This is a genomic window from Arthrobacter flavus, from assembly GCF_039526005.1.
GTDB classification, from domain to species: Bacteria; Actinomycetota; Actinomycetes; order Actinomycetales; family Micrococcaceae; genus Arthrobacter_D; species Arthrobacter_D flavus.
In genome coordinates this window covers 269,576-281,900 of sequence record NZ_BAAAIJ010000032.1, presented here as the reverse complement: position 1 = coordinate 281,900, position 12,325 = coordinate 269,576, and the positions used below count along the sequence as shown (strand labels likewise).

Annotated in this window: 13 protein-coding genes and 1 riboswitch; of the genes, 4 read left to right on the top strand and 9 right to left on the bottom strand. The window is 65.0% G+C overall.

Going from position 1 to position 12,325, the window contains the following annotated elements:
• Positions 1-194: 194 nt before the first annotated feature.
• Positions 195-1,163: a DMT family transporter gene (locus ABD059_RS08870; RefSeq protein WP_343879135.1), complete on the bottom strand. Its 969-nt coding sequence runs from the start codon at positions 1,161-1,163 to the stop codon at positions 195-197.
• 103 nt (positions 1,164-1,266) lie between these two features.
• On the opposite strand from ABD059_RS08870, the gene ABD059_RS08865 reads away from it, so the two are divergent.
• Entirely contained in the window at positions 1,267-1,527 is a 261-nt protein-coding gene (locus tag ABD059_RS08865; RefSeq protein WP_343879133.1) for an RNA-binding S4 domain-containing protein, read from the top strand.
• On the opposite strand, the gene ABD059_RS08860 is transcribed toward ABD059_RS08865, so the two are convergent.
• On the bottom strand, positions 1,514-2,224 hold the full coding sequence (locus ABD059_RS08860) for an alpha/beta hydrolase (protein ID WP_343879131.1): 711 nt from the start codon (positions 2,222-2,224) through the stop codon (positions 1,514-1,516). The two genes, ABD059_RS08865 and ABD059_RS08860, sit on opposite strands and share 14 nt — an antisense overlap.
• A gap of 61 nt (positions 2,225-2,285) precedes the next feature.
• Between ABD059_RS08860 and ABD059_RS08855 the strand changes: the two genes are divergently transcribed.
• Complete coding sequence (locus ABD059_RS08855) at positions 2,286-3,161, top strand: SGNH/GDSL hydrolase family protein (RefSeq protein WP_343879129.1); 876 nt, start codon at positions 2,286-2,288, stop codon at positions 3,159-3,161.
• A 7-nt stretch (positions 3,162-3,168) separates the two neighbouring features.
• Here the strand turns inward: ABD059_RS08855 and metX are convergent, their stop codons facing one another.
• Positions 3,169-4,302 carry a homoserine O-acetyltransferase MetX gene (gene metX, locus ABD059_RS08850; protein WP_343879127.1) on the bottom strand — a complete coding sequence of 378 codons (1,134 nt, stop codon included), beginning with the start codon at positions 4,300-4,302 and terminating at the stop codon, positions 3,169-3,171.
• A gap of 18 nt (positions 4,303-4,320) precedes the next feature.
• Positions 4,321-4,456, bottom strand: a riboswitch (SAM riboswitch).
• 276 nt (positions 4,457-4,732) lie between these two features.
• Between metX and ABD059_RS08845 the strand changes: the two genes are divergently transcribed.
• Positions 4,733-5,374: a VOC family protein gene (locus tag ABD059_RS08845; protein WP_343879125.1), complete on the top strand. Its 642-nt coding sequence runs from the start codon at positions 4,733-4,735 to the stop codon at positions 5,372-5,374.
• Positions 5,375-5,415: 41 nt separating this feature from the next.
• Here the strand turns inward: ABD059_RS08845 and ABD059_RS08840 are convergent, their stop codons facing one another.
• The 6 genes from ABD059_RS08840 to ABD059_RS08815 are packed head-to-tail and all read right to left on the bottom strand — an operon-like array spanning position 5,416 to position 10,822.
• Positions 5,416-6,225 (bottom strand): CPBP family intramembrane glutamic endopeptidase, encoded by an 810-nt coding sequence (locus ABD059_RS08840; protein WP_343879123.1) that lies wholly within the window; start codon positions 6,223-6,225, stop codon positions 5,416-5,418.
• Between the two features lie 30 nt (positions 6,226-6,255).
• Entirely contained in the window at positions 6,256-7,056 is an 801-nt protein-coding gene (locus ABD059_RS08835; protein ID WP_343879121.1) for a DeoR/GlpR family DNA-binding transcription regulator, read from the bottom strand.
• Positions 7,053-7,937 carry a class II fructose-bisphosphate aldolase gene (locus tag ABD059_RS08830; RefSeq protein ID WP_343879119.1) on the bottom strand — a complete coding sequence of 295 codons (885 nt, stop codon included), beginning with the start codon at positions 7,935-7,937 and terminating at the stop codon, positions 7,053-7,055. The genes ABD059_RS08835 and ABD059_RS08830 overlap by 4 nt, the downstream gene beginning before the upstream one ends.
• Positions 7,934-8,896 carry a 1-phosphofructokinase family hexose kinase gene (locus tag ABD059_RS08825; protein WP_343879117.1) on the bottom strand — a complete coding sequence of 321 codons (963 nt, stop codon included), beginning with the start codon at positions 8,894-8,896 and terminating at the stop codon, positions 7,934-7,936. The genes ABD059_RS08830 and ABD059_RS08825 overlap by 4 nt, the downstream gene beginning before the upstream one ends.
• Positions 8,893-9,867, bottom strand: a complete 975-nt coding sequence (locus ABD059_RS08820) for an ROK family protein (protein WP_343879115.1) — start codon at positions 9,865-9,867, stop codon at positions 8,893-8,895. Before ABD059_RS08820 ends, ABD059_RS08825 begins: the two co-directional genes overlap by 4 nt.
• Before the next feature lie 7 nt (positions 9,868-9,874).
• Complete coding sequence (locus tag ABD059_RS08815; protein WP_343879113.1) at positions 9,875-10,822, bottom strand: SIS domain-containing protein; 948 nt, start codon at positions 10,820-10,822, stop codon at positions 9,875-9,877.
• A 296-nt stretch (positions 10,823-11,118) separates the two neighbouring features.
• Between ABD059_RS08815 and ABD059_RS08810 the strand changes: the two genes are divergently transcribed.
• Positions 11,119-12,325, top strand: a 1,207-nt coding sequence (locus ABD059_RS08810; RefSeq protein ID WP_343879111.1) for an extracellular solute-binding protein, incomplete at its 3' end; no start/stop codon positions are given.

Sequence of the window (12,325 nt, the reverse complement as noted above, 5' to 3'; positions counted from 1 at the left end):
GTTCTCCATTTCTACAGGCCGCTGGGTGCGGTCCGTGGTGGTGTCCGGCAGGGCTGAGCTCCAGCTCATGGTTCCCCTGACTGATCCCGGTGAGGGGTGCCAAAAGGGTGCTGGATGCCTGCTCGAATCGAAGGTACAACCTTAGCCTACCGAGGTGTCTCCACTGCCGGATCCAGGGTGTGCGGGTCCGCTGGTCAACGCACCCGGAGGGCTCGCCTCGGCCAGGGCAAGGTGGTCAGCACAATGGCGACGAGGGTGAGGATGGGCCCCGCCACGGTGGCAAGTTCCACCACTGTGCCCGGGGTCGGGAAGACCAGATCGAGCACCAGGGAACCGACCAGTTGGCCTGCGATCATACCGAGCCCAGTGAGCAGGACGCCCAGGCTCCGGACCAGTACCGCTCCCAGCCCGATGAAGACGCATCCCAGCGGACCCCCAAGGTAGTACGACCACTCGGTGGGCAGGGCTCCGCCCGGTCCGGCGATCAGAAGTTTGATCAGCCAGGCGAACAGCAGGACCGATGCTCCGGCGATGAAATTGATCAGGGTGGCGATAATTGGGGTCCCATAGTGAACCGACGCGGTACCGTTCATGGCCTGCTGGAAGCTGATGAGGAACCCGGCCATGATCGGCAGGAGCACCGGAATCAACCAGCTGTGCAGGTCACCGGTGGCACCGAACCGGGGCGATACCGCCCACACCACAGCGGCGACGGCGAGCGCCGTGCCAATCAACCGCATCACGGTCAGCGGCCGCTTCCCTGCCGGCCCGATGCCTGCACGGTCGGCGAGCAGGCCGCTGAGGGTCTGGCCCATCACTGCCGCAACCGTGAAGAGCGCCACCCCCAGGACACCGATGGTCAGGGATTGGGAGAACACAAAGAACGCACCGATGGTGCCGGCGGCAAGATAAACGGGCGGGAACCGCCGCTCCCGCACCGAGGGGATAATCTGCCGGAAGCCGGCCCGCCCCCGCGGCAGCACGAGGGTGATGACCACCATCAGGACGAGGCCCGTACTGAAGCTGACGAGCGCTGCAGCAAGCCCATCGTTGAGCTGTGTCCCGAGGGCACCGTTGATTCTCCCCTGGAGGGGAATTGCCACTCCGGCTGAGACGGCAAGCAGCAGGCCGAGGAACAGGGGAAGCCGGGGGTGGTATGACACCCATTGATCCTATGGCAGGCTGGCCCGTGTCCTGGGACCAGTCGAACGACTGACGATTCGGACCCATGCCGCTGACACCAGCAGGGTCGGGCAGAATGGAGCCATGAACGAATCCCCAGAAAGCGATCCGACCGTTGGCCACACCATCCCCATCACTGATGACATGATCAGGCTGGGTCAGTTGCTGAAGCTGTCCAATCTGGCCGAGGATGGCGCGCAGGCCAAGGAGCTGGTGGATAACGGCCTCGTGAAGGTCAACGGGGCTATCGAGGAGCGCCGCGGCGCCCAGCTCCATCCCGGCGACGTGGTCACCGTCAATGGCGCCTCGGTCACCATCGTCCGTGAGACGGCTAACGGCGGTTAGGCTGCGGTTCAATCCCAAAGACAGTCAGCTCAAGGAATTCCTTGACGTGGGCAAGCTCACGCATGCTGATGCTGTGCGCGATGCCCGCATACAGCACCTTGGTGAGGTTTGTATGCGCGACAGCCCAACGGTGGGTGAATTCAATCCGGTCCGCCGTGATCACGGGATCCTCCTGATCGCGGCCCCAGAAGAGCGGCACCGGGTGCGCTGCGGCGTCGTCGTCATTGAAAAACTCGCTGCCCTCGGCGGGCACCACAAACCCTGAGAGCCCGACGACGGCAGTGAAGTCGCGGGGGCGGTGACGCAGGAGGGTGGTAGCGACGGCCATTCCCATGGAGAAGCCGAGCAGGGACACACTGGTATGGCCGGCTTTCACCGAGTCAAGCCAGCTGGCTACCTTGGCGACGGTATCCGTCACGAGATCCACCGAGTATCCGGTGTCCTGGGCGAGGGGGAACCAGGTGAACCCCGGCCCCATTGCGTGGGGGCCACGCACGGAGGCGACCGTGAGGTTGGGCGGCAGATGGTCAACCAAGCCCATGAGGTCTTCCTCGTTGGCAAGATGCCCGTGGAACATGACGAGCAGGGCGGTACCCTCGCGTTCCGCCGCGGGCCGTGACCACAGGACCACAGGATCCCAGGCGGGCGCGGTGGTGCGATCGGCAACTGGCAGGTGAGGTGATTCCGAAAGAGTCATTGACGTATTCTTTCACGCGCCAAGGGTCGCGTTCAGTATCGGTCTATAACAGGATAGAAGGATGAACCGGAACCTGTACCTGACGCCGGACACCCCGGCCGACCCAAACGACAGCACGCCCGACAACAGCGTGGCGAACAGTATCCCCCACCCGTGGACGCGCTATGTTGCCCTCGGTGACTCATTCACCGAGGGGATTGGAGATCCGAATCCCGAGAGCGTGGGCGGCAACAGGGGGTGGGCTGACCGGGTCGCCGAAGAACTCAGCACGAGCCGGGAGGATTTCGCGTACGCCAACCTCGCCGTCCGGGGCCGGCTGCTGCAGCAGATCGTAGACCAGCAGGTTGCGCCGGCTTTGGCCCTGAAGCCGGACCTGGTCACCATCTCGGCTGGCGGCAACGACCTGATCCGGCCGGGTGGCGACCCGGACCAGCTAGCGGCCAGGCTGGACGGTGCTGTTGAGGCGCTCAGCGCTGACCATGCGACGGTCGTCCTGTTCACTGGTCCCGACGCGCGCGAGTCGGTGCTGGGAAACTTCAGGTCCAGGACAGCGATTTTCAACGAAAACCTGCGCATTATCGCCGCCCGGCATGACGCGCTGATCGCAGACATGTGGGCGCTCCGGCAACTGGTGAACCCGCAAATGTGGGATGGAGACCGGTTGCACTTTTCCCCACTGGGCCATCACACCATTGCCATGATGGTGCTGGAAACCCTCGCCGTGCCGCATTCGCTGACACCGCTCGCCCCGCAACCGCTGCCGCATCGGAGCTGGCGCGCGGCGCGCACGGAGGACCTGGTATGGGCCAAGGTGTATTTCGTTCCCTGGGTGCTGCGCCGGCTCCGCCGCCAGTCCTCGGGCGACGGTGTGCTGGCAAAAAGGCCGGACGCCGCTCCCATCTTTGGGCCCGGCATGCCCCCAGGCGTCGGCGGCTAATCCCCCACTAGTGATCGCCGTAGAAGGCTTCCCGCAGGCGTTGATCGAGCTGCTGAATCTCGGTCAGGAAGGCATCGTGGCCGATCGGTGAGACGATCGTGTGCACGGGCACCTCACCCGGCAAGGCCTGCGCCAGGGTGTGGGACTGGCTGGGGTGATACAACCGGTCCGAGTCAACCGCTGCGATGAAGAACTCGGCGGTGGCCTCCCGCAAGGCCAGGTGCAGGGGGCCGCGGTCCCGGCCAGCATCGTGCCCCATTAGTGCTTCGGTCAGGACCACATAGCTGTTGGCGTCGAACCGCTCCACCAGCTTGCTGGCCTGATGGTCAAGGTAGCTTTCGACCTGAAATCTGCCACGGGCTGCCGGGTCCGACGAGCCGAAGGGGGTCTCAGCACCCTGCGCCGTCCGGCCGAAGCGGTGCTCCAGCTCTGGCTCGGACCGGTAGGTGATGTGCGCAATGCGCCTAGCCAGCCCGAGTCCGCCAACCGGGCCTGGTCCCGGGTAGTAGTCGCCCGCGGCGAATCCCGGGTCCAACCGGATAGCCTGCAACTGCGCCTGGCCGAAGGCAATCTGCTCTGCCGAGCTCGCGGCAGTGCAGGCGATGACTGCGCAGCGTTCGACCCGCTCCGGGTACACCAGAGCCCACTCAAGGGCCCTCGCGCCGCCGAGTGACCCGCCGACCACCGAGTGCCATCGATCGATGCCGAGCGCATCAGCGAGGAGCGCCTCGGCACGGACCGAGTCCCTGACGGTGAGGTAGGGGAATCGGGAGCCCCAGGGGACGCCGTCGGGACCCGCTGACGCAGGTCCGGTGGATCCGTAGCAGCCGCCGAGCATATTGATGGACACGACAAAGTACCGGCTGGTGTCGATGGTTTTTCCTGGGCCCACCAGCTGGTCCCACCAGCCGTCTTCGGTCGAATCGCCGCGGGCAACATGGGAGCTGCCGGTCAGCGCATGCTGAATCAGGACGGCGTTGGACCGCTCCTCGTTGAGGGCGCCCCAGGTTTCATAGGCGAGCGTCATCTCGGGCAGGTGCCCCCCGGTTTCACACGTGAAGGGGCCAAGGCCTTGTGAACGGACGACGCCGTCAGGTGTCACCGGGGCCTTGACCTGTTGTGCGGTGTGAATAGTTGTCACTGGTATCGCCCACCTCGGAATCCGCGCTTGCGCCGGACACCCTGTCCGCCGCCTGGTCGTCACCCGGGGCACCCCACCGCGAAGGAGGGTTGCCGTCCAGCTAGCCGGGGCTTGGTGGAGCGGGGTGATCCGCTCCGTGCTGGCACTCGTGACCTGTTCCTAGATAACCCGACAACGCAGCTTCGACGCAAATATGTGAACGTCCGTGGCCAAAGGACCCAAGTCGGCCTCGCGGCAGCCCGATAAACTCTCGCCCTGCGGATCCGCCCGATCGATCTCGTCGATATTTTTGTCTATCTCGTCGTCTTGGGCCTGTTCATTCAACTGTTTCCCGCGGTCTTGATGGCTGCCCGGGGTGGTGCGAGACGCCTTCTCGTTGATAAGGGTACCCTAAGTCGAGACACAGATCACAAAGTGCCAAACTAGGGCCATGCGCTTGGACCATGTCTCATATGCCTGTGAACCCGACGGCCTCGTAGCCACTGCTGGGCGGATCGCCGATGCCCTCGGCGTCGATCCGGTGAAGGGCGGTGTGCATCCCCGTTTCGGCACCAGGAACATGATTTTCCCGCTGCTGAACGGTCAATACCTCGAAGTTGTTGAGGTATTGAATCACCCGGCCTCCGACAAAGCTCCCTTCGGTCAGGCAGTCAGGGCCCGGTCCGAGGCGGGCGGCGGCTGGATGGGCTGGTGTGTTGCCGTGGATGATCTGACCCCCTTCGAGGAACGCCTCGGTCGTAGCGCCGTCCCTGGCAACCGTAAATTCCCTGACGGTCAGGAGCTCACCTGGCAGCAGATCGGCATCAAGGGGCTGATCGCTGACCCCCAGGTCCCCTACATGTTGCGCTGGGACGACGGCACTGAAGCGCTACACCCCTCACAGGCCCGCCCCGCCACAGTCCGCCTCGATTCGCTGACCATTGCAGGATCCCCTGACAGGATCGCTGAATGGTTGGGCACGCCAGCGACAGAGCCGCTCGATGAGGTAGTTGTGCAATGGGTGGCGCCCAACGGCACTCCCGGCATCATGTCCGTGACCTTCCAGACCACCAACGGTCTGGTGGAGATCTAGCAGCGCCCTGCCGCGCGACCGGCCGACAGGGCGCCACGCGACTAGTCGCCGATCCCAATCGCCGATCCAAAGAGGGCGAAACCCACGAATCCGGCGATATCGAGCAGGGCGTGGGCGATGACCAGGGGCATCACCCGTTTGGTCCTGGTGTAGGCGTACCCAAAAATCAGACCCATGAGGACATTGCCGATAAACGGCCCAAACCCCTGATACAGGTGGTAGCTGCCCCGGAGCAGGGCACTGGTGACGATGATGACCGGCGTTGACCAGCCGAGCTGTTTCAGCCGGTGAAACAGGTACCCGACCACAATGACCTCTTCGACCACTGCATGACGCAGCGCCGAAAGAATCAGGACGGGCACAGTCCACCAGTAGGCGTCGAGCGCGGCGGGTTCGATTGCCGTCGTGATGCCCAGCGCACGCCCTGCCGCATATACGCCGAGTGTGCCGACCCCGATCACCGCCGCCAAGCCGAACCCCAGGCCGAAATCGACCCGCGGCCGGCTGAAGGTGAATCCCAGGGTACGGAATGCCGACTTTCCTGGCTCCGTCAGCAGGAATAGCACCAGGAACACGGGAACCAGGGCGAAAAAGATCCCGAGCAACTGGTAAGTGAGGTCGAAGAACTGGCGGTCGTTCAGGACCGGATTCAGCCGGGTGGTCTGCGCGGCGAGGGGTGCCTGGCTGAGCTTGTCGAGCAGGTTAACCACCGCGTAGACGGCCGATTGTCCGAGCGAAAGCCCCAGCACAATCGCTATCTCCGCGGTGATTCGCCGACGATGACCGGGCACCGCCCGGTGGGCGTCGTCCGGCGTCGGCGTCGTGGACGCTTTGGGTATCTCGGTGGACATGCCAGCCATCCTAGTGGGCGATCCTTGGGGCTATTCGGTACCCAGCTTCGGCGCGACGATGACGGTGGTCCCGTGGTCTTCAAAGGACCGCCGCTGAGCGGCGGTGATGCCTGAGTCGGTGATCAGATTACTGAAGGTGTAGCCGGTCATGGTGGCGAAGCATCGGGTACCGATCTTCGACGAATCAGCGACAACGTAGGCCTGGGTGGCGCGTTTGGCGACCATTGCGTTGACCGCTGCCTCACCCTCGTCGCTGATGGTGGGCCCGACGATCGGGTCCAGCCCGTTGACCCCAACAAACGCCAGGTCGAGGGCCACCCGCTGCAGCACCGCGTCAGCGTATGAGCCCACCAGCTCATATGAGCGGGGATTGACGATCCCGCCGGTGACCATGATTTTAAAGTTGGGCCGGACAGCGAGCTGGGCTGCAATGTTGATGGCATTCGTGACGACCGTGAGTGTGGGCTTGTTCGACGGCTCCATGAGGTCGCTGCGTTTGCTGAGGGCCGAGGCGATCGCCGTACTGGTGGTCCCGCCGCACAGGCCGATCACCGCGCCCTTGGGGATGAGGTTGCTTGCTGCCTGCGCGATCGCGCGCTTCTGTTCGGCGTGGGCGTCCTTGTTGTAACGCCCGGGAAGATCGTAGGCGACCGTTTCGATGGTGGCCCCACCGTGCGTGCGGGTCAGCAACCGCTGCTCCGCGAGGCTGTCAAGATCCCGCCGGGCGGTGGCCGGTGAGACTTTGAGCTTGCTGACTATTTCGTCAACATCCACCTGGGTGGCTTCGGAGAGCAGGTCAAGGATGGCGCTGAGCCGTTCCGCGCGTTTCATCCCACTGGTCCGTTCTCGTTGCTGCTGGCTGCCGGAGGGACCGGGCGGGCGGTAGCAAAGAGGGTCAGCAGGCGTGCAGTTTCCGGTTCGATGGCGGCACGCCCGGCCCCGATGTACTTCCGCGGGTCGACGGTGGACGGATTGTGGTCCAGATACAGGCGAACGGCCCGGGTGGAGAGGCTGTTCAGGTGCGTTGAGACATTGATTTTGGTCATCCCGGCCCGGATCGCTGCAGCGATATTGTCGTCGGAAACCCCCGACGACCCGTGCAGGACCAGCGGCACCTCGAGCACCGATTTCAGGGCCGCGATCAGGACCAGGTCCAGTTCGGCGCTGCGCTGGGTCATGGCGTGGGAGGAGCCGACGGCGACGGCGAGCGCGTCGACCCCTGTGGCCGCCACGAAGGCGGCGGCTTCCCCCGGGTCCGTCCTGACGCCCGGGGCGTGAGCACCGTCCTTGCCGCCGACCTTGCCGAGCTCGGCTTCCACATACACGCCGCGCTCCCGGGCGTAGGTGGCGACACGGGTGGTGGTGGCGACGTTCTGGTCGAAGTCCAGGGCCGCGCCGTCGTACATCACCGATCCGAAGCCCAGATCCACCGCAGCGACCGCCAGTTCGGGATCTTCGGCATGGTCAAGATGCACTGCGACCGGCACCAGGGCTGACCGGGCGATGGCAAGGGTGGCGAGGGCGATCGGTTCCAGCCGGCGGTGATACTTGACGCAGTTCTCGGAAATTTGGAGGATCACGGGCAGCCCCGCCGCCTCGGCCCCGGCTACCAACGCCTCGGCGGTTTCCAGCTGGATGACGTTGAACGCGCCAATCCCGGTTCCTGCGGCCGAGGCCGCAGCCATCAGATCGCGTGTCGGTGTGAGGGTCATGCGCCGGGCTCCTGCTCGGATAGGTGGTGTTGGATGACGGTGACTGCTGGTTCCAGGTCCGGGTAGCTGGGGTGCAACTCACCGGCCGCTGGCATCAGGACTGCGGCGGCGGACCACGCGACAGCGAGCCGCAGCAGGGTTTCCGCGGAAGCGACGCCGGCCGCGAGCGCGACGGCGAGCGCCGCCACCGCTGCATCGCCGGCACCCGTCGGGTTGCCGGCCACTCGGGGCAGTGACCCCTGCTGGGGCGGTTGTCCCGTCCGGTACAGGTACATCCCGGCCTCGGCGCAGCTGACCACGACGGTTCCCGCACCGCGGTCCAGCAACGTCTGGGCGCCGTCGGCGATGGTTGCCGCTCCGGTCGCTTCGAGGAGTTCGTGGTGGTTGGGTTTCAGTAAATCGGCGCCAGCATCAGCCGCAGCGAGCAAAGCGGCGCCAGAGGTATCGATGATGCACGGACTCCCGTGCGCTTGTGCCAGGCGGACCAGCGCTGGGTAGAAGTCTGCTGGCGCTCCCTCCGGCAGGCTGCCGGCTCCCACGAGCACTCCGGCGCCAGCAAGGTGTTCTTCCACCAGGAGGGTGAGGGCACTCCACTCGGTGGCGGCCAGCGGGCGTCCTGCTTCATTGAAAATGCTCGTCTGCCCTGCCTCCCTGTCGACAAAGGCCATGCTCCGCCGGGTGGCCGCCGCCACCTCGGCCAGGGCGTGAGGGACGCCGCTAGCTGAGAGTTCGGTGCTGAATTCGTCGCCCGCTGTCCCCCCAATGGGCGCCACAGCGACCGCCGGGTACCCGGTCTGATGTACCACTCTCGCCACGTTGAGGCCCTTACCGCCTGCCCGCTGCAGCGGCGCCGAGACGCGATGGGAGGCACCGGGGATGAGCCGCGGCACCGCATAGGTCAGGTCAATGGCTGGGTTCGCGGTCACTGTGAGGACGTGGCCGCGCGGGTACAGTGTCACGGCGCGTCCAGCAGGTCGCGGGCGCGCAGCGCCGCGCCGATGAGTCCTGCATCCTGACCCATCTGGGCGGCGAGCAGGACCGGGTGACGATGGAAGGAAAGGTTCTGCTTGACCTGCAGGCGCAGCGGGTCAAGCAACGCATCACCGGCCTGCGTCAAACCGCCACCAATGACCACCGCCTCGGTGCCGAGGATCGCCACCAACTGGGCGATGCTGAACGCCAAAGCGGTGATGGCGTCATCGATCACCCGACGGCCGACCGGGTCCCCTGCGGCTGCTGCGGCGAACACTTCTCGGGCACCGGGCACGGCCTGACCGCTGAGCTCGGTGTAGCGGCGGGCGATCGCGCCGGCCGACCCGATGGTTTCCAGGCAGCCCCGGAGACCGCAGGTACAGTCGAGGCCGCCCGGCACCTGGGCGTGGCCCAGTTCGCCGGCATATCCGCCCCCGAGGACCCGCTTACCGTCGCAGAAGACGGCACCGGCAATGCCGGTACCGACAATCATCACCACGACATCGCCCAGCCCGCGGGCCGCACCAAAGCGCATCTCCGCGTCTCCTGCAGCGCCGACGTCGTGCGCGTAGCTGACCGGCAGACCAGTGGCGCGCCGCAACCGGTCGGCGAAGGGAAAGTCCCGCCACCCGAGGTTCGCAGAATAGATGCCGACGCCATTCACTTCATCGACCAGGCCCGGCGCGATCAGCCCGATGGCCGCGATGTTCTTCGTTGGCCAGGCCCCCCGATACTCGGCGAGCAATGCGGCCGACCGCTCAACGATGCTTTCACCCGGCACCCCGCTGCTGGCAGGCGTGGCAGTGCGCCGGATATCGATCAAGGCCCCTGCAGGGTCTGCGAGTGCCGACTTCAGGTCGGTACCACCCACGTCGATGGCCAGCACCAAATCCTGGCCGGTACCGGTGGCTGGCTCCGGGGTCGGCAGTGAGGTTGGCGGTGGGTCGATGGTGGTCACGGCGGGACTACGAATCGTGGGTGGTTGCGGGGTCGAGAATGACCGAGCGGGTCAGGTTGCGCGGTACGTCGGGATCCAGGCCGCGTGCCCTCGCCCGCTCCAGGGTGATTTTGTGGATCAGGGCGAGATCGGCCAAGGGGTGGCGTCCGGTATGAACATACTCGGCGCCGGTGGGAGCGACGTCGTCGGCCAGGCCCGGGATGTCCTCACCGAAGAGCCACACGACCCGCCCGGGTGCGGCGATCGAGATGGGGCCGTGACGGTATTCCATGGCCGGGTAGGACTCGGTCCAACCCTGGACGCCTTCGCGCATTTTCAGTCCTGCCTCGTGGGCAAGGCCCACCGTCCAGGTCGTGCCGAGGAAGGTGAACTGTTCGGCGTCGAGCAGCCCGGGACTGATCTCGTCCGCCAGGGCCGCCTCGGCGTCGGCCAACGCCGGCTCCAGGTCGACCCCCACAGAGGTGAGCAGATAGACGAGCGCTGCCGTGGCGAACCGGGTCTGCACCACCGACTGCTCGTCGGCGTAAGGCAGGGCCACGACGTCGTCGGCGAGCCCGACGGCGGGTGATTCGACGTCGCCGATCACTGCGATCATCCGCAGGGAGCCCTTCAACGACCTCATCAGCTCCAGCACCTCGGTGGTGGTACCCGAGCGGGAGATGGCAACCACCGCGTCGTAGCCGCGGCCGGCCACCACTGCTGCTTCGGAGGCCGCGAACGCATCGGTCAGTCCTTGTCCGGCTGCCTCGCGCGCAGCTGCATAACTTTGCGCCATGAACCAGGACGTGCCGCAGCCGACCACGGCCACGCGTTCGCCGTCTTTCGGGAGCAGATCCTCGGCCCTGGCCTGATCGATCGCCTGTCGCCAGACCGCTGGCTGGGAATGAAGCTCGCGGTCCATGTGGGTGCCGGTGAGGGCCGTGGCGCCGGGTGCCTCGGCGGTGGGATGGGACATGTGGCGCTCCTTCACGGTGGCCGCGGCTAAGTCCGCGAGTGATTAGGTATGACGTTTCAAGAGGTAAAGCAATCAGTACCAATCTAACCATCCCGGGGACAATTTGGGCAGTTCGCGTCATGTAACGCTCAGATTTCAATGTTCGCGTCAGCTTGACGTGAGACGTGGATCACGCGAGTATCGTTCCACAATGGATGAACAGTAATGCTCATTCTGAGCGCAATACCGTCAACTTGTTGCAAGTATTCCTGTGACAGCTGGAGCAGCTGCACCACCTTTGGAAAAACGAGGAAACCATGAAGAAATCCATCCGTACCGGAGTTGTCGCGAGCGTTGCGGCTGCCGGTCTCTTGCTCACCTCTTGCGGCTTTGGCGGTGAGGATTCCGGTCAAGACGCAGAAGGCAGCACTTCGCTGGACCTGCTGGTCCCCAGCTATTCCGATAACAGCCGGGCCCTCTGGGAAGGCGTCATCGAGGATTTCGAGGCCGCCAACGAGGACATCTCGGTCAACCTTCAGGTCGAATCGTGGGAGAATCTCGAGTCGGTGCTGAACACCCAGATCCAGGCCGGTGAAGCACCCGACATCTACAACGGCGGCGCCTTCTCAGCCTTCGCTACCGAGGGCCTGCTGTATACAGCGGAAGAAATCGCGTCCCCCGAGACCCTCGAAGACTTCCAGGAGTCCTTCGCGGCCAACGAGCAGGTCGACGGCACCCAGTATGCCCTGCCACTCCTGGCCTCGGCCCGCGCCCTGTTCTACAACGAGGATCTGTTCGAAGAAGCCGGCGTTGACGGAGCACCGACCACCTGGGATGAGCTCTACGACGCGGCGGAAGCCATCACCGAAACCGGCACCCCCGGTTACGGCATGCCCCTGGGCTCTGAAGAAGCCCAGGGCGAGGCGCTGATCTGGATGGCGGGCAACGGCGGCGGATTCGGCGACGAATCCGAAATCACCGTTGACACGCCTGAGAACCTTGAAGCGGCCGAGTTCATGAAGCGCATGATTGACGACGGCCTGACCCAATCCGATCCGGGAGCCACCCAACGCACCCCGATGATCAACGTGTTCATTCAGGGCCAGATCGGTATGGTCTACGGTCTGCCCCAGACCGTCGGACAAATCGAGGCCGAGAACCCTGAGCTGAACTACGGTCTGGCGAATATTCCGACGGCGTCGGGCGAGCCCGCCACACTCGGTGTTGCCGACCGGCTCATGTCGTTCAAGAATGACGGCGACAAGGCCGAGGCAGTCACCACGTTCATGGACTTCTTCTTCGCTGAGGACAACTACGTCGAATGGGTCAGTGCCGAAGGATTCCTGCCGACCACCGTTTCCGGTGCCGAACAGATGTCCGGCGACGAAACCCTGGCGCCGTTCCTCGACATGCTGCCAAGTGCAGTGTTCTACCCGACCTCCAACCCCGCCTGGAACGCCACCGACGGCGCATTCAAGAGCCTGTTCGGACAGCTCGGGCAAGGGATGGAACCAGCAGAAGTAC